A 24,614-nucleotide genomic window follows, 5' to 3' on the forward strand; every position below is an offset into this window, starting at 1 on the left:
TCATTATTAGTTGCAAAAAAAATAATACGGCATACCGTCTGTTAATCGTTATCACCAGATACCTAACAAGCGCTCCTCATCAAAAGTAGCGCTATCATGCCAGCTTTTTATAGGAAGGGCTAGCCAATTTGTTCATGTAACGTTCCGATAATGGATCAGTTTAATAGAAGGATAATTAACTTTACAGTTATGAACAAAGTTTGCTATTGTGATTAAAAGTCAACCGATAAAACGTAACTTCAACGATAAATGGCGATTAAGGTAAGGATACTGATATGGCGAATGATTACGATGAATTTATTGTGAGGCAGCAGCAAGAATATACGCAACGTGTTGAATCAACAATTGGCGAGCTGAGTGCCTATATTTTGGGTGAAGAAAAACATAGCCGCCCTTTTTTCAGAAATTTTTTCAATCGATATGATCCTCAAATATCCTCTCAAATAAAAAAATTGCAAGATACTCAATTAACACCCAATCAAAAACTAGCCGCCGTTCTATTACTGTATCAATCCTCAAAAGACCATAATGAATCTCAATTGTCGCAGATAATTGCCAATGCATTAAATACGCTCGATAATGGGATTTCAGCCGACGTGACGATTCCCTTTCAACGAGCGGCTATTGAGGAATATCAGTCCCAAAATGCGACCTCTCTAGCGAAAATGCATTAACCATGCATAAGCTATGTACTTTAATTTCCCGCATTAGGCTCGCTCTCGCGAGCTAATGCGGACTGATTTTTTTGAGCTGTCGTTTGCACTTCTTTGGTTGATTTCAGACCATCGGACTAATAACTTTCTGGAGAAGTTTGCGGTTCCATTTCTTCTTCGGCTGCTTCATCGTCCTGATTTGAAAAAAATGAAAATAGCGAACGGCCAATTGAGCTCACGGCATGATAGGTATTACTAACCACCGATTTTGTCGCAAAATAGGAAAGCCTCACTAGTCCATAGCCGACCAATCCCGCCGTCACGCTGATAGTATAAGCATTTTGATATGCAAAATCCGTTGCATGTTCCCGCATAGGAAGATAGATGCTCCCATATTCCAAATAGCCGAGATCTTCTGGCGCAGTTCCTGTGATATGACCATAGAAATAGGGAAAGCCATATCTTGTTATGGTCGATATGTAAGGGGCGATAAAATAACCGCTGGCCACTGTCACTGCAAGAGGATAAAGATAGGACAATACTTGCGCATTTTTTCTTGCGGGTATCATGCTTTGAACATCGGTTTCATCCTTTGGTAATTCGCGAGTTGATTCAGTATCCATCATAATTCTCCTGGTAAATCCATATACAAAAAGAACCTTCTCTTCTAGATTGACAACTATTTGTCCGAATGTAAAGTAATTAATAAAGGCTATGTCGTCAAACAGGAAAAGATAGGATACGTCTCACTGACTTTGTTGCTTAAAAAGAACGGAGTAGAGCACGGGTACAACAATTAAGGTTAGTATGGTAGCGAAGGTTAAACCAAAGATGATAACCACAGCCATTGATACAAAAAAAGCATCCGTCAGCAGTGGGATCATGCCCATCACCGTGGTTAATGCAGCCAGCGATACAGGTCGTAATCGGGAAGATGACGCATCTAAAATAGCTGGAATCAGCTCTTTGTCTTGCGTTAACTCTAAGTCAATCTGATCAATTAAAACAATGGCATTTTTAATCAACATCCCAGTTAAACTCAAAAAGCCTAATAGCCCCATAAAATCAAATGGCTTGTAGGTAATTAATAAGCCAAAAGTCACACCAATAATTGCTAAAGGAACACATAACCATATCACTAAAGGTTGGCGAATGGCGTTATAAAGTACAATTACAATGGCAATCATAATGGCAATGCCTGGGGGAATATTTTTCGCTAACCCCTTTTGCGCGTCTTTAGCGCTTTCATACTCGCCCCCCCACTCTAATTTGTAGCCATGCGGTAATGGTATTGCCTCAATTTGTGATTTTATTTGCTTAAATAATATGCTCGCTTCCCCAGCGACAGGTTCTGCCGAAACGGTTAACGTCCGTTCTCGGTTTCTTCTGGCAATGATATTGTCTTGCCATGCCACGTTCACATTATCAATTAATTGGCTGGCGAACACTGGTTTGTTTAATAATGAACTCCAAAGGGAAATTTCATCCAACGAATTGATGTTTAAACGCTCTTCATCCGGTGCTCTTGAAATAATAGGAAGCAATTGATCGCGCTCACGATAGAGGCCTACCTGGCTTCCGCTAAAATTCATTTCAAGACTTTGTGCTAAATCAGCACGTGTTATTCCCGTTAATCGACCTTTGTCCTCGCTGTATTGCGGTGTGATGATTTTCACTTTTTGACGCCAATCATCACGAATATCAGTTGCCTGCGGATTAGCATAAAAAATAGCTTGTGCTTTGGATGATAAGTGTCTTAACGTTTCATAATCAGGACCGCTAAAGCGTGCTTCAATCTTGGCACCACTGCTCGTCCCCAATCGCACAAATTTTACTTGTCCTTGACTTTGAGGATAATGCTGATTAATCCAATCTTTTGCTTTAGCACTTAATGCCGGAATTTGGTGATAATCTTTTACTTTTATAACCAGTTGACCATAACTCGGGTTTTGGGCTTCCGGTGTATAGACTAGCATAAAACGCTGCATTCCTTGACCAACCACAATGGTCACATCATCAATGCCTTCGATGGTTTGTAAATGTTGACTTATCTGCAACAGATCATCTTTCACTTGTCGAATATCAACCCCTTCTGCCAGCCAATAATCAATATAAAACATGGGCGTAGTCGCATTGGGGAAAAATCCGCTTGGCACCCACTTAAAAGCAATGATTGCTATACCTAGCAATAAAACGCTTGCTGTTAATGTGGCTTTGGCATGAATCAAGCAGGTATGCAACATACGGCGATACCAGGCATACTCTTTAACCAGCTCATTGTCGACAAGCTTGGTGTTTTTTTCCACTTTGAATAAGTAATCGCTTAATAGCGGCACAATCAAAATCGCAACAATCCAACTTAAAAATAAGGATATGAGTAAGACATAAAACAAGGAGGCACAATATTCCCCCGTATTATCTTGCGACAACCCTATCGGTGCAAACGCAACGATGCCAACAATCGTAGCTCCCAGCAATGGCCATCTGGTTTGTGCAACAATTTCAGAGGATGCTTTAAGAACAGAAATGCCTCGCTGAGTTCTAACCAGTATCCCTTCGGTTACAACAATGGCATTATCCACCAACATACCCAACGCAATAATCAAAGCGCCGAGGGAAATTCGCTCTAAACTAATCCCTAACAAACTCATAAAAAAGAGCGTTCCCATAACCGTTAGCAATAAAGTTGCCGCGATGATCAATCCACTTTGCAGGCCCATAAATACAATGAGGACAAGCATAACAATCACTAAGGCCGCTAATAAATTCAGTAGAAAGCCTTTGACTGATTCATCAACAATTTGAGGCTGATCATAGACAATATGAAAGTGCACGCCGGCAGGTAAGTTTTGAAAAATGGTGTTTAGCGTATCATTCACCCGCTCACCAATATCTACGACATTGCCGCCTGAAACCACCGAAATACCCATCATGATGGCTTGTTGATTATTAAAATAGCTCAGTTCTTGGGGTACCTCTACATAACCTCGTTTGATGGTGGCAAAATCATTCAGATGCAATAAACTATTGGATTTAGTACTGCGAATAACTAAGTTACCAATGTCTTCCACTGCATTGACGCTACCGGAGGGCAAGATCTCGATATACTCATCGCTAATGCGAATACTGCCTGCCTCAAAGATGGTGTTTTGAGATTTTAGTAATTCATAGATTGTATTGAGAGAAATGCCCAAGCTGGCAATTTTCCGTTGAGGAATTTCAATGATAATCGCTTCTTGCTCAATGCTACTTAAATTGACTTTAGCTACCCCATCCACAAGAAGCATTTTCTTTTTAATGGCAATTGCGTAATCCCTTAGTTCAGCTTGGGTAAATCCATCTCCCGTAATGGCATAAAGCATACCATAGACATCACCATAATCATCCACCACCTTGGATGGACCCGCTCCCGGAGGCAAGGATCTTTGTACATCATTCACTTTTCGCCTTAACTCATCCCAAATTTGCGGGAGGTCTTTTTTGGTGTATTTATCTTTAATGGTGACAGTAATCCTGGATAGTCCCGGACGGGAAATCGATTTCGTACGCTTTAATTGAGGCATTTGTTGAATAGCTTCAGTGATTTTATCCGTGACTTCTTCTTCAACTTGTTTTGGTGTTGCGCCAGGATAAGCAGTAATGACCAATGCCTCTTTAATCGTAAACTCGGGATCCTCTAATCGACTGAGTGATTGGAGCGCACTCAATCCTCCCCATAACAAGAAAACGATGAGTAACCAAACGACAACCCGATGTGATAGCGAGTAAGAAGCAATATCCATTATTGTTTCGCCTGAATGGGTGTAATTTGCTGACCTTCCCGTAAATAGTGAACCCCTGCCGATACGATCATTTGTCCTGGCTTGAGACCCGTCTGTATTTTCAAATCATTATCCACCAACCCGCCTGTTTTAACCGGATGTTTATGAATCGTATTATTTTTATCAACTAGCCATACAAACGCATTCCCTTTTTCATCCGAAAAAACGGCACTAACGGGGATACGGAAAAAATCGCCCCCTTGGCTGCCAAAGTCTGGCAACTGAAGGGTGACAGCCACCGTCATACCCGGTAAAACGTTGACATCAGACGGCGCTTTAAACGTAAAAACCGTCCGATACGTTTGTGTGTCGGGATCGGCTTTTGCTGAAAACTCTTTAAGGGTCACAGGGTAGGATTTTTTAATCACATCAAAGGTTGCTTCCGCTTGAATTTTAGAAGATTTTTTAAACTGGATCACCATATTTTCAGGGACATAAATTTCAACATCAATCTCACCCAAATCATGGTAGCTAACAATGGGTTGCTTTGCTTTGACAAACTCATAATTATCGACATATTTTTTAATGACAATGCCCTCAAATGGGGCGTTTAAAACTGTGTCCCTCAGGTCCTTTTTAGCTTGGGATAGCTGCGAGGCTGCCACATTTGCTTTTGATTCTAGAATGTCATAGTCACTTTTGGATATATAGTTTTTGGGCAGTAACGCTTTGGCTCGTTTAAATTGAGCATTGGCAAGCTCAAATTCTGCTTCGGCTTTTTTCACTTGCTCTTGATAGTGGTGAGGGTCAATGGAGGCTATTAAGTCCCCTTTTTTTAATCGATCGCCTTCCAAAATGGGTAATTTGGTTAATTTTCCTTCCACTTCAAAGGAAAGCTCTGCTTTAGTCGATGGGATTATTTTGCCAGAAAATTTACGACTAACCGCATTATCCTTATCGCCAATGGTTATCACTTTGGCTGGTTTTGGAGGAACTTTTTCAGGCTTCTTTTCTTCCTGACACGCCGATAGCATCATGAAAGCAACAGCGACTACGAGCATTTTTCGCCAATTCATTATCAATATCCTTGTAACGTAATCCTATCCAATTAACGACATTCATATGAGCGACTGAATGCTAGGTAACTGCATTAGGGCGTGTCCTCATTCCATTATTTGGCTGAAAATGCACCTAATTGGCGCCAATTATTCACATTTTCGCTTCAACTAATGGAATGAGGACACGCCCTAGTTAATATAACCTAGAATCAGCAAAATACTCAAATACAATCAAATCCTCAAGGCATGTGATAGGTAGAATAAGGTCAGCATTTTTCTTTTATTTTTATTCAATATGAGTTAATATAGGACAATGTATTTCCGTGTTAAGGCATATCGTGTCATCTTCGCATCGTGGTGTTTTATACATCTTACTTTCCGGCATGTTTTTTGGACTGTTAGGGTATTTTGGCCTGAGCTTAATGAATCACAATTTTTCAGTCTACAGCATGCTTTTTTGGCGATTTGCCGTGGCGTTTGTTTTTCTATTAATAGTGATTGTTTTTAAGAAGCCTTCTCGATCATCAAACTGGATTGATTTAGTGAAAGTATTTATGTATGGCGCGTTGTTTTACAGTACTGTTTCCATCTTTTACTATTTATCCGCTGTCTATATTGGTTCCGGTCTGGCGATGGTGATATTTTTTACTTACCCAGCCATGGTGATGATTGGCAATCAGATTTTTTATAAAAAGCCCTTTCAACTATCCTATTTACTTGCTATTTTGATAATCTTTTTGGGGATGTTGTTTCTGATTCAAGGAAGCGCTTATCACTTCGTTCCAATTGGTATCGTATATAGTTTATTGTCAGCCTTGCTATTCACTTTCTATCTTCTATTTAGCAAAACCAGCACTGTTCCCGCTGTGCCATCCACACTCATGTTATCATTAGGTTGCATGTTCACTTGCCTGTTAGGCATGATGTGGGAACACGCCTTTCCCCTACCAAGCCAGCTGCCCGATTGGCTGGACGTACTTGGCATTGGCATTATATGCACCGCATTACCTATATTTTTACTTCTGGAAGGATTAACGCATATTAGCGCCACTCAAGCCTCCATTTTATCGGTACTTGAGCCCGTGTTTGTGGTCATCTTTGGTATTTTACTTTTGCATGAACAAGTGTCATTTTCTCAATTAGTTGGCGTTGTCATTGTTTTATCTGGTTCGTTGATCTCTTTGATATCTGATAACTCAGATGGCTAGATATTCACCCTGGTTACTTCAAAATGCTAGTTTTTAAGCAAAAAGCCAATTTAATCCTAGTTTGACTTGTTCTAGCGTTGGGTGTGAGGCAGTTCTGTAAACCATGAATCGATTGCCCTGAGAATCTCTAATGACATTGTTGAATACGTAGTTTTCCACTCGATTCCAATCCCATTCAAAGCGTAAATTCAGGCGAGAAATCACCTCAATTTCAATCCCTAATCCCAATTGCACACCGTCAGAATTCACAGGCCTATTAAGACTGCCTGCGATTATGCCAAAAGGCGGTTGTCCTGATTGACTAATGTTGCCATTGAGTGTCACTTGACTAACAATGTACCCTGCCCGCCCATACAGAACACTTTTGGGATTCACATAAAAGCCGGACCTTACCACTAGGCCCGAAAGTCTCTTTTGTTGAAAAGACCCCACTAACTGGCGTGAATAGGCGGAATTAGTGTCCAATAAATTAAATTTTGCACGATGATTACTTCGATCATAGAATCCTTCGATTGCAACTGTAAAACGATTCGACATGGGTAAGCGATACCCCACATAAATTTCACCACCAGCGCCCGTGCCATTTAAAACGGAAATATCTTGATCAATAAAAGAAAGCGGTGGAATGACATCTCGTCGGTTAAAATTATAATAGCCAGTATCTTTACTGATTGCTCCACCAATGTATGCGCCTTTTGATGAGGCACTCTCTAGTGCGCCAGCAGCATCATCACTATATGCAGCGGTTGACGATAAATACAAAATAACTTGTATGGTTGTTAAAAATATTATCCGCATGTTCAACGATTGAAGGGAAAAGTACATGTTCATTCTCATCTTGAAATCAAGAAAAACTATCCTATTACCCGATAGCCGTCAATCAGGATAAGTAAAAAATTGAGGGGGAAATTATTAAGAATGCTGCTCTATTGTTTTGGGCCCGAATATCGAGAAGGCGCACCGCTATGCGCGCCTATCTAAGTATTCGCTATTCCAATCATCATCGACTCACTAAAAAAGGTGATTATTGCACTACCGTCTCATCTTTCTTCTCAACTTCAGCGTCACTTCTTGCTTTGAGCGCTTCGCCTAGCGTAACGAACTTATAACCCTTATTTTTATACATCTCGATGATGTCATTAAGAACAATGCTGTTTAACTGGTTTGCATGGATTAATAATATTTGGGGTAATGGCTTACCGTAGGTTTTCACATCTTTTTGTTCGGCTCTTTCGGTTTGTTTCCAAATATAAGCAAGATAGGTTTTCTTAAATGTTTTGGTGTAGTTGTCTCGGTTTTTATAATACACACGCATGAGCTGATTATTGAACCGATAGTCTTTACTGTCGACCGTGACTGGGGCAATGACATAATTATTTTCAGCAAGAAATGCTTTGACAGTTTCTTCTTTTTCACCTTTTCCTTCTGCTAAATAAGGATAGCGAAAATACTTCGTGTCAGTCATTAAAGGCGTGAGAATTTTATCGGCTTTGGCGACATTATCGATGTATTTTTGTGCCGAGGTGGTATTTAAGTTAAGGTGGGAATAGGTATGATTGCCTAAAGTATAGCCTCCCTTTTGAAAGGCTTCTAGTAATTCCCATTGCCCTTTTGCAATGGCGCCTGCAATGACAAATCCCACAGCCGGCACTTGCTGCTGATTAAGCGCATCGAGCATACGCATAAAGCGTTCCTCTTTTCTCGCTAAGTCATAGGCTGAGTTTCGACTTGCACCCACAAAAGGTAAATCATCGATGGTTAAGGCGATTTCCTTCTCAGCAGCAAATACACTGGAAGAAACCATTAAAAAGCCAAGGAGAATAGACTGCCAAGTATTGTTTTTCATTTTTTTTATCCTTACTTGGGGAAATGGAGTATTTTTATGCTTTATTATTAATGTATAGTTCGAGTTTGCGAATTTTGCCAAGAAAGCGATGAAATGACCTTAAGCCTAAAAGACATCTTTCACAGTTTGTTTAAGCTGCTGTTATTATTGGCGGTTATTTTCACTTTGGTCCCCTTTTCCCCGCGAATGCCTGCCACCGACATTGATTATTCTTGGGCGATTGCGTTGAATCAGGCCTTAGCACAGGGATTGGTTTTTGGTCGAGATATTATCTTTACCCTAGGGCCCTATGCCAGTCTATACACCAAGGTTTACCATCCCTTCACCGATAGCATGATGCTCTTTGGCAGTCTTTATTTTGCCATTTGCTATGGATGGCTTTGTGTTTTATTCATGAAAAGAACAACCCACCCCATCTTAACTTCCTTACTTTTCATTCTTGCCTTGCTTGGAATGGTCTATGCAAGAGACGTGTTATTTTTATCCTATCCTTTACTGCTGGGAATGTGGCTTTATACAAATCCAAGCCAATCGCCTGAGGAAAAAAATACCCTTATCCTCTATGCTTTGTTGTGGGCGCCTTTAGGCCTCATTGCCCTGATCAAGGGGACGTTTTTCATTCAAATAATGGTGTTTATGCTGATAAGTATGGCTTATTTTTTCAGCACGAATCGAAAGAAAGCCGCCATTGTTAGCGTTAGCTCGACGGGATTAAGTTGTGTGTTTTTCTGGCTCGCCGCCCACCAGCCCTTATACGCCCTACCCGAATTTATTATCCATTCGTTTCAACTATCGATGGGCTTTAGCGAGGCGATGTCAAGTGAGGGCAATATCAAGGAAGTTTACCTCTTTTTAGCCATTGCCCTGATTCAACTAAGCTTTGTCGTATTGAACAAACATCATCCCCAAAAAGAGCGGGTTTTATTAATCACTGTCTTATTCATATATTTATTTATCGCCTTTAAAGCAGGCTTTACTCGGCATGTTGGCCATGCGTATGTCGCAGGCACCGCACTCCTTTTTTCTGGGCTAATCATTTCCCTAACCTATCGATTAATGCCTAAGATAGCGCTCATTGCAATATCCTTACTGGGTTGTGTTTATATCAACGGCCAACACACCACCATCTCACTTACCCACAACATCCGTGCCACGCTTACATCAGCCTTTCATGGCATTTACAATCGCTACCAAGACCGAACATGGCCCTCCGATAATTATCAAACGCTGATGACCTATATTGCCACCCAAGTCGGGTTACCCCGCTTGAAGGAGAGCAGTGATATCTACTCCTATCATCAAGTCGCTTTAATTGCCTCGGGTAATCAGTGGGCACCGCGGCCAATTTTTCAGAGTTATTCCGTTTTTACTGATACACTGGCTAAACTCAATCAACAATCGCTTCAACGAAATCCTCCTGACTACCTTTTTTTCCGCGTCCAACCCATCGATAATAAATTCCCCGCCATGGAGGATGGGCCAAGTTGGCGAACAATAATGGAAAATTACCGCCCTGTTGACCAAATTCATGATTATCTTATCCTGAAGCGAAAGCCTCATCAGGACACCCATAAAACGCCACTAACTGCTGCCAAAAGCGAAACGCATTGGTTGGGTGAAACAGTACGATTGCCAAGTAAACCTTCACGCTTGTATGCAAACATTGTGGTTAAATCAGGCATTTTGGGAAGACTGTGGTCTCTATTCTATCATCCTAGCCAACTCGCTATTCACCTCACCTTAAACGATGGCTCCCAACGAACATTCCGATTGTCTGCTAATATGGCAAAAGCAGAATTTTTGCTTTCTCCGCTGGTCGAAAGCAGCGCCGATTTCGGTTTACTTTTCTTTGATTCGTCACTATCAAAGGCTAAAGGCGTGCAATCCATTAAAGTAATCTCAATACCAGCACACTCTAGACATTGGTATCAAACATATAAGCTGTATTTGAATTAGCTCTAAGCAAATGAAAGTGGGTGATTGAACCCTAATGCCTCTTTGACTTCCTCACTAAAGAGTGCCGGCATTTTTTCTTGGATTTGTTCTAACAGCGCTTCATCGGAGTCTTGATTATTTTCAAAGCGAATGATGTCATGGGTGGGGTCTTCGAAAAATTTGTCCATTTCTATGGCATAACTCAGACTCACTTTACTTTCGTTGTTTTGAAAGCGACTACTAATACGGCCTGCTCGCAGAACGGGTTTGACATCCATTAATACAAATTGAAGATCGGGTATGGCTTTAAGCAACTTAAGTCGGTGTTTGTCAAGATACAAGGCTTGAGAGATAACAAAACTCTGCTCAGGATTTTCTTTTTTTTTCTGGTTGATGACATCAATTAAAGCCTCGACAAATTCATCAATCATCGTCGGTGTCATTTGCACCCTTTTGGCCAAACAGTCTTTCATTGTTTGAGTGATATAATTATCGCCATCAATATGGATGATATGGTGTTGTTCAAGTAGCGAGCCAATATAACTTTTGCCCGAGCCCGTTTTACCATACAAAAAATAGACAGTCATAGATTTGAGCCTTGTTATACCTATTTTGTTACCATAAGGAATATGGATTTACATTACCTGAAAATCAAGGTATTGGAAATAGGTGGGCTTCGAATTTGTCCCGCATTACGCTACGCTCTGAGGAATCCTGATATATTTTTCTTATTGAACAAAAATATGTCAGGATCACTCAGTGCTACGCTAATGAAGGCTACGATTATTCAAGATCACCCGAATTGTAGCCCCCATCATGCAATCAACGATTGACTTCTTCGTTTCATCCAAACTGTCACACTGGCTCGTTGCTTTTTTGTTTCTTCAACCTCATGCATCAGGTGACTTTTAAAACAAACCAATCGGTTGCCTTGGGGCATCAGGCGGATTTTAACGTGATCGTCTTGATCAAATAACACCAATTGACCACCGTCTTGTTCTTGCCAATCGTGATTAAGATAATACACACAACTAATTTGACGGGTATCATTATCCTGAAATTGATCGCTATGCTTTCGGTAATAGCTGCCCGGTTGGTATATGGCTAAATGCGCTTCGAACTCAACCAAACTTAAGAATATTGATTCGTTCAATTGATGCATTAAATTATCAAGCGCCGATAGAATGATTTTGGCAGGAAACAAGGGTTGGCTTGGGTCAAGCCAATAAATTTCATCGCGACGAATCGCACTGTTAGTATGATGACGCTGCGTCCGGCCGATGCCGGAGGGTTTAAATTGTTTGTCATCGAATAATTGTTGCGCCATTTGGCAAATGGCTTGATATTGTTTTTTAGGCAAAAAATTATCAATAAACGCAAACTCGTCATGACACAAAGAAGCAAGGAATTCTGGGGATAACGCCATGTTTGCAAGCCAGATACGCCAAGGGTGCTAGATTATTAGCCCAATTTTAGAAAAAGGCAATAGAAAAAGCGCAGCGGCTCGCTTTCACTTACGGTATTGGAGTGGAATTTTCGCTAACACTGGCGCACCCTAAGTTACATGATTCTTGTTGTTTACCAAATAACCCCAAGGTACCTAAGGAGGGCTTCTCAAGTGTTGTGACATCCTCAAGCACATTATCTGACAACAACCGTCCTTCATTGGGATGATCGCGTAAATAGCTCGCTTTTTGCTGGTAGACACTCTGTGGGTGTTGGGTGTATTCCTTTGGACTTAGCAAGAATAGCTGTCTTACTATTTGGCCAATATTGCATGCCGCATAACTTGCAGTCAATGCCCCACAATGACCATCATAAATGGCGACAACCACAGGCTTTTCTCTCATAACCCCATCCTCAACAATCGTTTGCACGGCCACAGAAACATTATCGGAGGAATGGTGCTTCAATGCCTTTTGTACCAAATACTCGCTTAAACTGAGAGAAGAATTCTTAGATTTTAGACATCTTTTTAAAAACGCTTCATGACCAATTTTCGTTTGTCTATACTTGCCAGCACCATCGGTAAATCCATCACAACAGCTGATAATTTTTACGGTGCCCACTTCGGATTCAGGAATATGAAGTTGACGGTATAAATCGGGTAAATTGACAACGTCAATTTGCGAGTCCCCACAAATGCAATCCCTTTTTACCAAATCATTCATGTGATGATCGCCAAGTGCTCGAGATACCGCCAAATTTCCCCAAAAGCGATGATTAAACACCGTGCCGCCCATCCCGGTAACGCGTTGCACTTCCTTCGGATTTTTGAAGGTATGCGTGACTGAGTTTAGGCGGTAAACAGCTCGTAATTGTTGGCTAGTATCATAAATAGCGACAAAACTGGATGCATCAGCCAGTGTGGCAGTTATCAAATTTGCCTTTCCATCAAATAAGGTCGTCGATGCGGTTGAGCCATCGACAAACTTTTTGTCTAACGTATCTTCATTGATGATGCGATGTGCTGTCCAGAGTCGATGACCCAGCTCAATGGGGTTCATTTGCAAGATAGCTTGTCGTTCTTGTTCACTAAAATCATGCAAAATAGCTAAAGCATCTTCCATCGTGGGACGCTTACCCTGCGTTTCGAAATAATCAGATCCCTGCTCTAGCAAAGCAGTGGGTGGGTTTTTCGTTTCAGGCGTGTTGATAATATCTGGCATAATCGGTATCCTTCAATCCTGCCTCATTAGATGATTTCTATTCAGGTATAACACAAACTCTGAGTAAAAATCAAACAAGCGACATGACCCTTGAATTTATTAGGGTTAGCCCCCATACAATAGAATCTCACTTAAAATCAATTAGGCTTCTTATGAAAACATTTACGATTTTACTCACGGCCGAATCAATTCCTGGCGAAATGCGCGTTGGTCTTATCCCAGAAGATGTCAAACAGTTAATTGCTAAAGGCCATCGGGTATATGTTGAAGCTAATGCAGGCGTTGGCTCTGGTTATGCAGATGAGGCGTATCGCCAATGCGGTGCTCAAATCCGTCCAAATCAAAATGATTATCACCAGTTGTTTGAAGGGATTGATATTGTGTGCCGAGCAAAGCGAGCTACTCGTGAAAGAGAGAAACAAGAAAGCCAGGCATTTCGACCTGGCATGATTTTGATCGGGGCACTCGATCCATTTAATCATGAAGGTCACATTGAAGAGTATCATCAAGCTCAAATCGTGGCCTATAGCATCGACCAATTATCCCTCCCACCCGACCATCCCATGAATATTCTCGCTCAAATGAGCGCGATTGCCGGCGAAATTGCCGTGCTCGATGCCCTGGAGAAAACAACCATCCCTGCCCCGCAAACACTCCTGGTTATCGGAACAGGCGTGGCCGGTAACGCAGCTATCAACCAAGGGTTAAAACAAAATTTGACCGTGATAGTTGGCTCTTCGACGCAAGCAGCCATCAATGCATTGCAAGGTAATCCTCAAATTCAAACCTTTTATATTGACAGACAACAACCCCTAACCGTCATACAGGCGCAAGTAAAAACCTATGCCGAAAAAGCCGATATCGTCATTGCTAGCGCGCGTTCATCCGGACAAAAAGCGCCCATTTTATTTCCCTTGTCAACCTTAGCATCGATGAAGCCAGGGGCTTGTATCGTTGATCTGTCCTTATCAGAAGGCGGAAATGTGGAAGGCAGCCATCATGATAAGACAGTCACGTTAGGGAACCAAATTTTAGTAACCAACACCAGCGGCTACCCGAAAGTCATGCCCGAAATCGCCAGTCCCAAATGGTCATTGGCAACGCGACTATTTATTGAGGCCTTATCCGACCCAAGCCAACAAAGCCTGGTGGAATCAGTTATTATTCGGGAGTAAGCCTACATAGCCATCTCATGAAAATAGTTTAACTCATTCGTGAACGTTTGCGTTTCCGTTAGCGTTACCGAATAAAAACATGAAAACCGAAAAAATATCTATTTAAAATCTGAATAAATAAGCGATAGTTATCGCTGAGTATATAGACAGCAATGCTAATTTATAAGTCTTTTTGCATATTTCAAGATTTTTCGGTAACGCTAACGGAAACGCAAACGTTCACGTAGGGTCTGTTGTTTTTTTCATGCATAGGTCCTAATCAACCCAATGCTCCCTAGCATTTTCAATTATCACGGGTATAATACTCCTTCTTTTTACAATAGATAGACGTGATTATGCCCTCAATGGTTATACTCCACCCCGGAAAAGATGTTACTGTTAAAGGCGGTCATCCGTGGATTTATCCAAAGGCGATCGCTAAAATCAAAGGAACCCCCCATAACGGTGAGCTGATTTCAGTGCTGGATGCAAATCACAACCTCCTTGCGCTTGGTGCCTATAATGAAAACTCCCTCTATCGTGTGCGCGTGCTTTTGCAGGCCTTTGAAAAGGTCAATCATGATTTGAAAAGCATTATTGAACATCGATTAAAACAAGCAAATACATTAAGAACACTGCTAAATTTACCCAATGATACAACCAATGCTTATCGTCTGTTTAACAGTGAAGCAGACGGATTATCCGGTCTAACCGTGGATTGTTTTAACCAACATCTTGTCATATCAAGCTCCGCCTATTGGGTTGAGGCCAATCGCACAATCATCCAAGAACTAATCCATGAACTTAATCCAGAAAAAAAGCAGATTTGGATTTCACAGCACAAATTGCTGGCAAAGGAAGGCTTTCACGGTGAATTGGGTATGGGTAGCCAAGAACAAACCGTTGTTAAAGAGGCCGGCGTTCAATTGAATGTCCAATTTGAAAATGCTCAAAAAACAGGGCTGTTTCTTGATCAACGAGAAAACCATCAGCGATTAGCTGCATTGGCAAAGGGCAAGACTGTCTTGGATTTATATACTTACAGTGGCGGGTTTGCTTTGCATGCAGCCTTAGGTGGCGCAAAAGCTGTCACGGCAGTGGATAGCTCTGCGCAGGCTATCGAGCAAGCTAAATCGAATCAAACACTGAATCAGCTTAACACCATCCATTTTGTTCAAGCCGATGCAAGAGACTACCTGGCAAAGGCTGGCGACTTTGATATTGTTATCTTAGACCCGCCAAAACTGGTACCTAGCCGAGCACATTTAGCAAAAGCAAAGAACTATTATCGCTTTTTACACCGCGAAGTATTCAAGGCAATGAAACCGGGCAGTCTTCTCATCACTTGCAACTGTTCATCTGCCCTGTCAGCCAATGCGTTTACCGATTTGGTTGAAACACAAGCCCGAGAAGTCGCTTGCACAACCCGAATTCTTGGCGTATACGGCCCATCCTCTTGTCACCCAACTTTGGCCGCTTTCCCGGAAGGTCATTATTTAACGGCGGTTTTTATGGCGCTTGTCTAAAGACCAAGACTCTCGTTGAACCAATCGTTTAATTATTTATGGCATTGTAAATGGCAATATGGTAGTGTTTGGAACACATTTACCCAGTGATAGTAACGATGCGTTTTGTTGAATTAGATAAATCCCCCAATGATAATAACCGAGGCCCCCATGGTTTAAAATCAAACCGTCCCTTGTCCTTTGACCAACTAGCTGCCGCCGAACCAGCATCGGTTGCCTTTGAATTTCAAGACACGCGCAATTTTGACAGCTTTTTAAGAAAGCATTGCATGTTTAGTAATGCCAAGTCGGTGCAAATCGTTAATAACCCAAACAGTCCTTATCTAAAAAAAGCAGAAGCATTCCTGGAAATTCTCGGCAGTTTTCCAACCATTGTTTTGCGCGAATTTCTACAACGATTTTCCGATGTGACCTACAAAATTGACAACTTTGCTAACGACGAACAAGATCGCCCATTGATTGATTTTAATGAAACTTCCGAATTTTTTAAGCTTAAAATTCGGCAATTTAACATCGGCATGTTAGGCATCATATCCCAAGACCGAAATGGCTTACTTCCCATCACCTATCGTCTTGAAAAATTCAAAGTGTATTTAAAAAAGGACAAACCTGATTTTGTTTTCTTAGAAGAATTATGGGAAGAAGCTGACCAAGAATTGCTGGTTGCGTTGTTGAAAGAGGACTATTCCATTTTCATTACCAACATCGGCTCCTCTCATCAACTTCCTCATACGCCCGCACTACTTGGCAGTGGCCTGGCCGTACTAGTCAGAAAAGATACCGTCAATCAATACAACATCGCCTTGGATGATATTCAATTTCACGCCATGGAACGGATTGGCATTGATAGATGGTTTTCTCGAAAAGGGTTTGCTTATACAGCCTGGACAGTGAATGGCAAAAAAATGGGATTTATTTCCAGCCATTTTCAAGCAGGGCTTGGTGTGCCGAAATGGGTTGAAGAAGTGGTGGATCAGACCGGTAAAACCACCACGCAAGTGCGCAATGATGATCTCCTCATGCTTTGTGACTTATACGATAAACACATTGATACGTGCGATGATGGGTTGCTTTTTTTATCCGCCGACATGAACATCAACTTCAATGATCCCAAGTTATACGATAAATATCCTGCCATGATAGAAGTTGAAAAGCGATTCCACATTATTCCCACCAGCAGCACCGCCCTGTCCAAAGAAATCTTATTAGAAGCAAAAGCGCTTAATCATATGGTTCCACTCGATGAGCAAGAGATGAAGACTGGTGAAGACATTGATGTGCTGGCTGTCTCTCAAAAAGCACTGCTCAATGGGACAAGGCTGTGTTCACTTAAGCCCAACTTAGATACTGAAGAAGACTCCGATCATGTTCCTCTCGATGGCGTATTTAGCATTCCTTATGCGAGCAAACCGCTTTCCGATGACTACTTAGGTGACGACTATATGCCTCCGCCCTCTTTTTAATCTTTGTACCGGACAAAAACAGAAAAGAACTGATAAGAGCCCGTGAGCCTGCCCGTGCCCGGGCACGTCTTAGATATGAGTCTTTGTCCGGTGCAAAGCATTTCTAATGCTAAACCATTCATTTCCCTTGAATAGTGATTGTTTTATATCTATAATGATCCGAATTTAACCAATGGTGGCATTATGAGAATAAGACTGTTTGATAACGATGGAATCCATACTTCTGATGAAATACCCGATTTTGATTTCGATCCCACGTTCTTGTTTGAGCTTTGCAAAGAAGTCAGTATTGAGCTGGGATTATGGGTGGTAAATGCGTTAGCCCGCGATACCGATGAGCCAGTGATTCCATTCAGTATCTTTCAGCCCAGTGGCGATATGCAAGAACTGACTGAGGATTCTGACGATAGCCATGGAATGATGCTTTATTGATTCTTCTATACAACCTCCCACATTGTTCCCCTCGCCCCGAAACGGGGAGAGGGTATTTTTGAATGATCACAAGTATATATCCTGATGTGTGGTACCAAGTTCGTAAATTGCTTACGAATAGCGTAAGATGCTAGAGCGTATCCTCATTTACTTCGTTGAAGCGAGATAAACTCAAATGAGCCCTGGTGGATTTATTCTATTATCAGCACTACTGCATGCAGCTTGGAATACTTTCGCAAAACGCACATCATCACCCTATTATGAAGTGCTGGGTATCATGGGTTTTGCGACGGTCTTCTCGCTATTTTTTATCCCTTTTTTTCCGGGGCCGTTGTTTGTAAGCGCTGATTCTTTTTTCTGGGCCCTTGCTTCGGGCTTTTTCGAAGGCGGTTACGTTCTCACCTTAGCCATCAGTTTATCGCAATCCTCCCTTGGAAAAGCCTATATCATGATGCGTGGAAGCGCTATGATCCTAGTGTGGGCCATCTCGGCCTTATTCTTGGGAGAAACTGTCAACCTATTCAGCATGGTTGGCATCGTGTGCGTATTAATTGGTTTGGTGCTAACTAGTTACACCTATCAGGATGCCCGTTCCAATCAACTATTTCCCTTTCTTTGCGGTATTTGCATCGCCGGGTACCATTTATGCTACGGCCGCTCGTTAGCCCACGGCGCTAACCCTGCCGCACTTTTTTCAGCCGCTTTATGGATAGGATTGCCTGGTATCGTTCTTTTCATGAACCCAACACAACGTCAGCTGTTCAAAGAAAAAATCAAATCTGGCTGGAAAATGACATCGATAGGCGGGTTGATAAGTGCGCTATCCTTTTTATTATTTCTGCTGGGATTGCGACATGCTGAGGCAGGCTTGGCTTTAACATTGCGTAATACGTCTGTTGTATTTGCACAAATTTTTGCATGCCTGATTGGTGAGAGAATATCTAAAAATCAATGGGTTGGCGCTATATTTGTCGCATTCGGTGCAAGCTTGCTCTATCCTTTTTGATCACCTTAATTTAAATTCCAAATTCCGCACCCTAAAATGATAATTTATTTTTAATTCAACCTGACAAAATAATCCCCCCATTCAATCTTGCTCTAGACTTATTCCCGTCTTCCTCCGCTTTATGTATAGCCCAGGGACATCGAACTATCGTTACTATTAAAAACACCCAAGTTCCTGGACCCTCCGCATAAAGCGGAGGGCGACGTTCATGGGTTATTACTAGGGTTTCATAACCAAAATGACTTCATAAATAAATCCTAGTTTCTAGTGCGGAATAACAGTTTAATCATTTCGATTATTAACGCTAGGTTGATTTATAACCCCAGCCAATTGACCACAATTTAATCTTAATGTATAATAATTTCATTTTTATGGTAATAATGATGAGCGATCCAACTAATTCGATTTCAAAAGAAGCCTTTCAAGCATTTTTATACGATGAGATAAAAACAACCTATCGATTTTCTTCCGATCTTAATCAGTCTGCAACCATTTTTAATGATAATAAAGATGAAATTGAAAACCGTTTGAAGCAGTGTTTGCAAGAGCTGCCAGCTTTGATTACGCAGGTGGATATTAAAGAACATAAAGGGTTCTTAGACGATCTATATCGTTTTTTGTTTAAATTAGCAATACCTGAAAATAGTAAACTTGAAGTAAAAGAGCTGGAGTTTTTGAATGATATGCATAGTCAATTTAAAGGCCAGACAAAAGATACGATGCATTTATTTAATCAAAGAGAGATATCAGGAAGTATTGGCTTTGACGTTATCCGTCACATTTTTGAATATATTCCACCTGAAAAAGATACTTTAGGAGCGGCTAAAACCTGCCGTCATTTTAATGCCTTCTGGCAAGAACAACGCAAGATATTTCAGGCGAAAGCTGAGGAAGAAATGAAAAGCAAGAGAATCATGCATGTTGGTCCAGTGACAGCTACATAATCTAGCACTCTATCAACCCATAACCGTGATCGATGATTTTGAATGATCACGGGTTTAAATACTGGTTGAGGGTCGATAAGACGATTTCCATTTGATTGTTTAGAATGTATGGGGGATTTAATACCCATAACCCACAACCTGTCATTCCTTTATGTTGGCTAGCGTTTAATTGGAACTGGATATGCAATTGATTCGGGCAATCAATATCAGCCATCCTTCGATTTAATTGTTCGGTCAGTTTTTCATTGACCATGGGATACCATAAACAATAAACACCTGTGGCAAATTTTCGATAGGCTTTTTTTATTGCTTCCGGAATTGTTTGATATTCCGTTTTGATTTCATAGGCAGGGTCAATAAAAATAAATCCTCGCTTTTCAGGCGGTGGTAAGCATGAACTCAGCCTTTCAATCCCATCCCCTTTATGAAAATGTACGCGCTTACCCTGTGTTGGCATGGTTTTTAGCGCCTCAAATTCTTGTGGGTGTAGCTCACACAAATACAGTCGGTCAATATCCCTTAAAAGGCGAACAGCCAACATCGGGGAGCCCGGATAAAAGCGTAACGATTGCGTATTTATTGCCTCAATGTTTGCGATCCAACTGTTAAATTCAGCTGGCAACTGCTTTCGATGGGGCCATAACCGGCCAACCCCTTCTTGAAATTCGGCTGTTTTTTTGCTCAACGCATGCTCAAAATCATACCGCCCTCTACCAGCATGGGTTTCCAAATAAAAAAGCGGTTTTTCCTTTTGAATGAGATAATCCACGATGCGTGTCAACGCAATATGTTTAACCACATCGGCGAAATTGCCGGCATGATAGCCATGTTGATAACTAAGCATAGAACACCGAACTGTTAAGAGCGCGTGATTGTACCGCTAATTCATGAATGGAGACAAGGCCATTCCCCACGACTAACTCAAGGGTTAGGCTTTGATTCTTCCAATGTGGGCACTTCATCGTCTTTTTTTTGGTTTAGTAGCTGAAAATAACGATAAGCAAAATAGGCGTTGCTTGCTAGCAAAGCGAAGCCAATCATTAAGGCAATATTCACTTTTGTAGGGGTGAAAGCATTCATGTTGGTAATCAATTCTTGCGTTGGCTGTTTTAACAAGCCAAATGACGCAATAGAACCACCCGTAAGCATCACATTCCTTACCACCCGCGGACTACAAAAGAATCGTTGACCAATTGACCACAAGTGATACATAGTTCGCTCCTGCTTTATCCCTCATACCATCATAACCAATGCCATCTATTTAATAAAGCCACCAGGAAAGTCCCAACTGGACAGGAACAAGTTAAGCTTAGTATCATAAAGGATAATTTATTTCTTAAATAATAAATTACCAACATAGGAGGTGCGTAATTGGTGTGTCACATTCATAGAGCCTCACAACCCTCTCCCACCTTATTTAGGTAGAAAATCCAATGATATTAGCGCTAATCGCCCTTGTTATAACCTTACTGTTGGTTGTCGGCATCCACGAAGCTGGTCATGCTATGGTGGCACGATTGTTTAAAGTCAAAATTGAACACATCGCTATTGGCTTTGGTCGACCACTGCTCCAATGGCAGTCAAAAGGTGGCGTCAAATGGATTTGGGCACTATGGCCTTTGGGTGGTTCTGTCCGACTGCTGAATACGCGCATCACTCAAGTCGCGAAAAAATACCATCCGCAATGCTTTGATAAGCAATCCGTCGGGGTCCGCACACTCATTCTCATTGCCGGGGTCTTAGCCAATCTCATCTTAGCTTGGCTAGCCTTGTTGCTGGTATTTGTGATTGGTATTTATCAGCGACCGCCTCTATTGGAGCAGGTAAAGCCGGATACATTGGCATACCAAGCAGGATTACGTTCCGGTGATGCGATTGAAACGATGAATCGAACCAAAGTCGTTTCCTGGCAGCAAGTCGGGATGTTACTGATTCGAGGTATGGGTGATTCAACACTTGCTATTCGTGCTAAATCAGCCTCTGGGCAACAAAAGAACCTAAAGATTGACCTGACAAACTGGCGCATTCGCCCCCAGGATAAATCGTTACTGGCAAGTTTGGGTATGTCTGCGGATATGAATGTGAAAAAGCAACAGGTCATTGCCAATTCATTCCCAGATGCTCTGGTGCTGGCCACGCAGAGTTATTTGGAAATGCTTGTCTTTTTCATGGTGATGCTCAAAAAAATTGTGACTGGTGCTCTGCCCTTTACACTTTTATTAGGTCCAGTCGGCGTGCTTGAAGTCACACTCCTCTCATTCACGCAAGGTGTCTCAGTCTTTGCCATGTTCGTCGCCGGATTGAGCCTAGCCGTAGCCCTTATCAATAGTTTACCCATACCTGGATTGGATGGTGGGAGTATTGTCTATGCATGGATCGAAAAAATAAGAGGCAAACCGATATCTGTCGCATTAGAAGTGCTCCTGTACCGCTTGGCAGTTATTATTTTCGTCGTCTTGTTTGTCAATTTACTCGCCAATGATATTCAGCGTTATCTGACATGATAAAGTAAGCGATCAAGGATCATACGTGAATTTCATAAAATAGCTAAGCCCCACTTTAAAGATATGCCAAAAACATTGGTCAAAGAAAGGGGATTTTCACGTAACGCGGGTACTTGTGCAAAGTCGTAACCAAAAGAACGGAAAAAATAGTATGGAACCGCTTAAGTCACTTTCCGAGGTTATGAAATTTTGCGATAAGACTTCTGCAATTACACGTCAATATATAATCATTGTGAACTATAATTACGCTATAAGAGTGTTTTTATTTAATATTATGAGTTCAAGTTTTTCAAAAGACATGGCGAATGCAAAATTGATGGATATAGATAGGGAAATATCTATTACCCAAAGCGAGCTAATTCAGTGCTTGTCAGTAGCTTCCACTAACACCGAAAAAATACTACTAGTATTAGCTTTTCTTAGTTCGATTGAAGGAAAACAGGCTCTTGCTGATCCTTTACAGAAAATTAAAGAATATTTAATTATGCAAGATTTTAAAAATGCAAATGTTTTAATAGAAGAAATTCTAAAAAATCCTAATTCATTTATTAAGGAACAAGTAGTGCTGGAGTGGTCAGATGCTCTCGAGCATCTGAGAGAAAGTTTCTCAAGGGAAATCGTATACTCTGAACAGCAAGAAAATAGCCCAAGAAGAATCTTTGAGTCTATTTTAGGACAAAGGTATCTCGCAAGTGATAATTCTTTAAGAGAAATTCAATTGTATTACAAATCCATTGATAGCGCTGAACAGTTATCTATATTAATTTCGAAAACACTTATGGATGAAAAGGGGGGGGAAGCAAACCTAGCATGGACATATTGGAAAATGCTTTGGGATGGGATTCACCAAACCATTGACCGAGGTCGAGATGGACCAAAAAATACATCGGACCGACCCAATATACGTACGCCTGGTGTGCTAAAATCTACTACACCAAGACCAATGTATATGTATGATAGAGACATTTCTTTTGAGGGAGAAACCTCACAATCGGACAAGAATAGATCAAAATATAATCAACAAAGTCCAAACTGGGTACAACAAAATCCTGAATCTCCCTTCGTTGCCTCTTTTTCTGGACATACAATATGGTTTATCGGGCTCCTAAAAGCCAAATGTGAACAAAAACCCATAGCAGAGCGACAGCATTTTTTTGATACAATGCTGAAGTCTTATATCGCGGTGTATTTAAGCCAGGGATTTCATAGTCTTAAAGAAATATCTGACATGATATATGATCCTTTCGTTTTGGCGAGTCTAAAAGAATCAGGTATCGAGGTAAATTTAGAAAAGCTATTCGTTGGTCCAGATGGTGTTCTAGACAAAACATTCGCCGATTCTATTGACTATAATAAAATTTTCCTTCTTAGAAAGTCTACTCAAGAGGAACTTAAAAAAGCAACGATTCACATAAAGTCAAAGCTAAAAATAATAGAATATAATGACGAACAAATATTTCAGCTAATAGGTGATACATTAGAAAGTTTAAAAATCGAATTAACAAATTTTAATATTGATACTTATCTTACTGAACAAGATATTGAAAAAGAATTTTCTAACAGTAATGATAATTATATTGTTCATCAGTCTAGTCATAAAGATTTTTATTGTTTTAGTATAAAAAATTCAGATAACTCAATAGAAAAAAGATATATCCTTAAAGAAGATATCAAAAATAACAATCCTAATATTCAGGTTTACTTGTCACCTGATAAAAAGGAGGGCCAGAGTTTAAAAGAGCTTCTTAAAGAGCTAGCCAGCAACGAAAATAACGATCAAATATTTCAGGTAATAGGTGAAACATTACAAAGTTTAAAAATAGAATTAACAAACTTTAATATTGATACCTCTCTTAATGAACAAGATATAGAAAAAGAATTTTCTAACGGTAATGATAATTATATTGTTCATCAGTCTAACCATAAAGATTTTTATTGTTTTAGCGTTAAAAATTCAGATGACTCAATAGAAACAAGGTATATCCTTAAAGAGGATATCTATAATAACAACCCGAATATTCAGGTTTACATGTCACCTGATAAAAAGGAGTGCCAGAGTCTAAAAGAACTTCTTAAAGAGCTAGCGAGCATAGAAAATGATCTTGCCCTGGAATTTCGGACATCCCACTAAGCAACATAGGATATCGGGGGGATATCGGGGTCGGACCAAAATTTTAACTTAATAAACAGTAAGTTACCTGTTAAAACACCCTTGCTTTTACTCTTAGAAGCTATTTTTAAGGCTTAAAATGACTTTTAAAATAATAAGTCCTGAATCAGAGTTTAAACAAATTTTTGTTGAAAATTCTCTGAACCAATCACTTTATTTTCGTATGATTTCAACAATGACTTAGCTGTATTTTCAATTGAATTAGATTCAGCTAGAGGATTAATCCATTTTCAAGGTAATGAATTTCTCAGTGCTAACGATGAAAAGGACCTCAATGAGCTTTAA

Annotated in this window: 21 protein-coding genes; 11 read left to right on the forward strand and 10 right to left on the reverse strand. The window is 40.7% G+C overall.

Annotated elements, in window-relative coordinates:
- Nucleotides 1–275 precede the first annotated feature (275 nt).
- Nucleotides 276–674: a hypothetical protein gene (locus AB3348_RS11605; protein ID WP_367607753.1), complete on the forward strand. Its 399-nt coding sequence runs from the start codon at nucleotides 276–278 to the stop codon at nucleotides 672–674.
- Nucleotides 675–790: 116 nt separating this feature from the next.
- On the opposite strand, the gene AB3348_RS11610 is transcribed toward AB3348_RS11605, so the two are convergent.
- From AB3348_RS11610 to AB3348_RS11620, 3 genes are all read right to left on the reverse strand, one after another.
- Nucleotides 791–1,279 carry a hypothetical protein gene (locus AB3348_RS11610; RefSeq protein ID WP_367607754.1) on the reverse strand — a complete coding sequence of 163 codons (489 nt, stop codon included), beginning with the start codon at nucleotides 1,277–1,279 and terminating at the stop codon, nucleotides 791–793.
- 120 nt (nucleotides 1,280–1,399) lie between these two features.
- Nucleotides 1,400–4,435, reverse strand: a complete 3,036-nt coding sequence (locus AB3348_RS11615) for an efflux RND transporter permease subunit (RefSeq protein ID WP_367607755.1) — start codon at nucleotides 4,433–4,435, stop codon at nucleotides 1,400–1,402.
- Nucleotides 4,435–5,490 carry an efflux RND transporter periplasmic adaptor subunit gene (locus AB3348_RS11620; protein WP_367607756.1) on the reverse strand — a complete coding sequence of 352 codons (1,056 nt, stop codon included), beginning with the start codon at nucleotides 5,488–5,490 and terminating at the stop codon, nucleotides 4,435–4,437. Before AB3348_RS11620 ends, AB3348_RS11615 begins: the two co-directional genes overlap by 1 nt.
- A gap of 320 nt (nucleotides 5,491–5,810) precedes the next feature.
- Here AB3348_RS11620 and AB3348_RS11625 point away from each other — a divergent pair, with 320 nt between their 5' ends.
- Entirely contained in the window at nucleotides 5,811–6,680 is an 870-nt protein-coding gene (locus AB3348_RS11625) for a DMT family transporter (protein ID WP_367607757.1), read from the forward strand.
- A gap of 33 nt (nucleotides 6,681–6,713) precedes the next feature.
- Here the strand turns inward: AB3348_RS11625 and AB3348_RS11630 are convergent, their stop codons facing one another.
- Both AB3348_RS11630 and AB3348_RS11635 read right to left on the reverse strand, forming a co-directional pair.
- Complete coding sequence (locus tag AB3348_RS11630; RefSeq protein WP_367607758.1) at nucleotides 6,714–7,505, reverse strand: outer membrane protein; 792 nt, start codon at nucleotides 7,503–7,505, stop codon at nucleotides 6,714–6,716.
- 199 nt (nucleotides 7,506–7,704) lie between these two features.
- Nucleotides 7,705–8,526: a polysaccharide deacetylase family protein gene (locus AB3348_RS11635; protein WP_367607759.1), complete on the reverse strand. Its 822-nt coding sequence runs from the start codon at nucleotides 8,524–8,526 to the stop codon at nucleotides 7,705–7,707.
- A 93-nt stretch (nucleotides 8,527–8,619) separates the two neighbouring features.
- Here AB3348_RS11635 and AB3348_RS11640 point away from each other — a divergent pair, with 93 nt between their 5' ends.
- Complete coding sequence (locus AB3348_RS11640) at nucleotides 8,620–10,482, forward strand: hypothetical protein (protein WP_367607760.1); 1,863 nt, start codon at nucleotides 8,620–8,622, stop codon at nucleotides 10,480–10,482.
- A gap of 2 nt (nucleotides 10,483–10,484) precedes the next feature.
- Here AB3348_RS11640 and AB3348_RS11645 read toward each other — a convergent pair whose 3' ends face one another.
- The 3 genes from AB3348_RS11645 to AB3348_RS11655 all read right to left on the reverse strand — a co-directional run bounded on the left by AB3348_RS11645 (nucleotide 10,485) and on the right by AB3348_RS11655 (nucleotide 13,130).
- Nucleotides 10,485–11,048 (reverse strand): hypothetical protein, encoded by a 564-nt coding sequence (locus tag AB3348_RS11645; protein WP_367607761.1) that lies wholly within the window; start codon nucleotides 11,046–11,048, stop codon nucleotides 10,485–10,487.
- Nucleotides 11,049–11,275: 227 nt separating this feature from the next.
- Entirely contained in the window at nucleotides 11,276–11,887 is a 612-nt protein-coding gene (locus AB3348_RS11650) for a 2OG-Fe(II) oxygenase (RefSeq protein WP_367607762.1), read from the reverse strand.
- 88 nt (nucleotides 11,888–11,975) lie between these two features.
- A complete protein-coding gene (locus tag AB3348_RS11655; RefSeq protein WP_367607763.1) occupies nucleotides 11,976–13,130 on the reverse strand; it encodes a PP2C family serine/threonine-protein phosphatase in 1,155 nt (384 codons plus the stop codon).
- A gap of 152 nt (nucleotides 13,131–13,282) precedes the next feature.
- Here AB3348_RS11655 and AB3348_RS11660 point away from each other — a divergent pair, with 152 nt between their 5' ends.
- The 6 genes from AB3348_RS11660 to AB3348_RS11685 all read left to right on the forward strand — a co-directional run bounded on the left by AB3348_RS11660 (nucleotide 13,283) and on the right by AB3348_RS11685 (nucleotide 19,655).
- Nucleotides 13,283–14,305 (forward strand): alanine dehydrogenase, encoded by a 1,023-nt coding sequence (locus tag AB3348_RS11660; protein ID WP_367607764.1) that lies wholly within the window; start codon nucleotides 13,283–13,285, stop codon nucleotides 14,303–14,305.
- 335 nt (nucleotides 14,306–14,640) lie between these two features.
- Complete coding sequence (locus tag AB3348_RS11665) at nucleotides 14,641–15,810, forward strand: class I SAM-dependent rRNA methyltransferase (RefSeq protein WP_367607765.1); 1,170 nt, start codon at nucleotides 14,641–14,643, stop codon at nucleotides 15,808–15,810.
- Nucleotides 15,811–15,878: 68 nt separating this feature from the next.
- Complete coding sequence (locus AB3348_RS11670; protein WP_367607766.1) at nucleotides 15,879–17,273, forward strand: hypothetical protein; 1,395 nt, start codon at nucleotides 15,879–15,881, stop codon at nucleotides 17,271–17,273.
- A 183-nt stretch (nucleotides 17,274–17,456) separates the two neighbouring features.
- On the forward strand, nucleotides 17,457–17,705 hold the full coding sequence (locus tag AB3348_RS11675; protein WP_367607767.1) for a hypothetical protein: 249 nt from the start codon (nucleotides 17,457–17,459) through the stop codon (nucleotides 17,703–17,705).
- Between the two features lie 175 nt (nucleotides 17,706–17,880).
- Complete coding sequence (locus AB3348_RS11680) at nucleotides 17,881–18,711, forward strand: EamA family transporter (RefSeq protein ID WP_367607768.1); 831 nt, start codon at nucleotides 17,881–17,883, stop codon at nucleotides 18,709–18,711.
- Nucleotides 18,712–19,091: 380 nt separating this feature from the next.
- Nucleotides 19,092–19,655, forward strand: coding sequence for a hypothetical protein (locus AB3348_RS11685; RefSeq protein ID WP_367607769.1), 564 nt, complete (start codon nucleotides 19,092–19,094; stop codon nucleotides 19,653–19,655).
- A gap of 46 nt (nucleotides 19,656–19,701) precedes the next feature.
- On the opposite strand, the gene AB3348_RS11690 is transcribed toward AB3348_RS11685, so the two are convergent.
- Together AB3348_RS11690 and AB3348_RS11695 are read right to left on the reverse strand one after the other, a co-directional pair.
- Nucleotides 19,702–20,499, reverse strand: a complete 798-nt coding sequence (locus tag AB3348_RS11690; RefSeq protein ID WP_367607770.1) for a 23S rRNA (adenine(2030)-N(6))-methyltransferase RlmJ — start codon at nucleotides 20,497–20,499, stop codon at nucleotides 19,702–19,704.
- 77 nt (nucleotides 20,500–20,576) lie between these two features.
- Nucleotides 20,577–20,867, reverse strand: coding sequence for a hypothetical protein (locus tag AB3348_RS11695; RefSeq protein ID WP_367607771.1), 291 nt, complete (start codon nucleotides 20,865–20,867; stop codon nucleotides 20,577–20,579).
- Between the two features lie 221 nt (nucleotides 20,868–21,088).
- Between AB3348_RS11695 and AB3348_RS11700 the strand changes: the two genes are divergently transcribed.
- Nucleotides 21,089–22,159, forward strand: coding sequence for an RIP metalloprotease (locus AB3348_RS11700; protein WP_367607772.1), 1,071 nt, complete (start codon nucleotides 21,089–21,091; stop codon nucleotides 22,157–22,159).
- A 151-nt stretch (nucleotides 22,160–22,310) separates the two neighbouring features.
- Nucleotides 22,311–24,290, forward strand: a complete 1,980-nt coding sequence (locus AB3348_RS11705) for a hypothetical protein (protein WP_367607773.1) — start codon at nucleotides 22,311–22,313, stop codon at nucleotides 24,288–24,290.
- The last annotated feature ends 324 nt before the right edge of the window (nucleotides 24,291–24,614 follow it).

It is taken from the genome of Legionella sp. W05-934-2, assembly GCF_964199965.1.
Classification (GTDB): domain Bacteria; phylum Pseudomonadota; class Gammaproteobacteria; order Legionellales; family Legionellaceae; genus JAFIFT01.

Excerpts from the sequence above, each read along its gene's own strand:
- AB3348_RS11650 (WP_367607762.1), bottom strand. The coding sequence starts at position 11,887 with ATGGCGTTATCCCCAGAATTCCTTGCTTCTTTGTGTCATGACGAGTTT.
- AB3348_RS11695 (WP_367607771.1), bottom strand. The coding sequence starts at position 20,867 with ATGTATCACTTGTGGTCAATTGGTCAACGATTCTTTTGTAGTCCGCGG.
- AB3348_RS11620 (WP_367607756.1), bottom strand. The coding sequence starts at position 5,490 with ATGAATTGGCGAAAAATGCTCGTAGTCGCTGTTGCTTTCATGATGCTA.
- AB3348_RS11705 (WP_367607773.1), top strand. The coding sequence starts at position 22,311 with ATGGAACCGCTTAAGTCACTTTCCGAGGTTATGAAATTTTGCGATAAG.
- AB3348_RS11615 (WP_367607755.1), bottom strand. The coding sequence starts at position 4,435 with ATGGATATTGCTTCTTACTCGCTATCACATCGGGTTGTCGTTTGGTTA.
- AB3348_RS11640 (WP_367607760.1), top strand. The coding sequence starts at position 8,620 with ATGACCTTAAGCCTAAAAGACATCTTTCACAGTTTGTTTAAGCTGCTG.
- AB3348_RS11680 (WP_367607768.1), top strand. The coding sequence starts at position 17,881 with ATGAGCCCTGGTGGATTTATTCTATTATCAGCACTACTGCATGCAGCT.
- AB3348_RS11675 (WP_367607767.1), top strand. The coding sequence starts at position 17,457 with ATGAGAATAAGACTGTTTGATAACGATGGAATCCATACTTCTGATGAA.
- AB3348_RS11700 (WP_367607772.1), top strand. The coding sequence starts at position 21,089 with ATGATATTAGCGCTAATCGCCCTTGTTATAACCTTACTGTTGGTTGTC.
- AB3348_RS11655 (WP_367607763.1), bottom strand. The coding sequence starts at position 13,130 with ATGCCAGATATTATCAACACGCCTGAAACGAAAAACCCACCCACTGCT.
- AB3348_RS11665 (WP_367607765.1), top strand. The coding sequence starts at position 14,641 with ATGCCCTCAATGGTTATACTCCACCCCGGAAAAGATGTTACTGTTAAA.
- AB3348_RS11630 (WP_367607758.1), bottom strand. The coding sequence starts at position 7,505 with ATGTACTTTTCCCTTCAATCGTTGAACATGCGGATAATATTTTTAACA.
- AB3348_RS11605 (WP_367607753.1), top strand. The coding sequence starts at position 276 with ATGGCGAATGATTACGATGAATTTATTGTGAGGCAGCAGCAAGAATAT.
- AB3348_RS11690 (WP_367607770.1), bottom strand. The coding sequence starts at position 20,499 with ATGCTTAGTTATCAACATGGCTATCATGCCGGCAATTTCGCCGATGTG.
- AB3348_RS11610 (WP_367607754.1), bottom strand. The coding sequence starts at position 1,279 with ATGATGGATACTGAATCAACTCGCGAATTACCAAAGGATGAAACCGAT.
- AB3348_RS11635 (WP_367607759.1), bottom strand. The coding sequence starts at position 8,526 with ATGAAAAACAATACTTGGCAGTCTATTCTCCTTGGCTTTTTAATGGTT.
- AB3348_RS11685 (WP_367607769.1), top strand. The coding sequence starts at position 19,092 with ATGATGAGCGATCCAACTAATTCGATTTCAAAAGAAGCCTTTCAAGCA.
- AB3348_RS11645 (WP_367607761.1), bottom strand. The coding sequence starts at position 11,048 with ATGACTGTCTATTTTTTGTATGGTAAAACGGGCTCGGGCAAAAGTTAT.
- AB3348_RS11660 (WP_367607764.1), top strand. The coding sequence starts at position 13,283 with ATGAAAACATTTACGATTTTACTCACGGCCGAATCAATTCCTGGCGAA.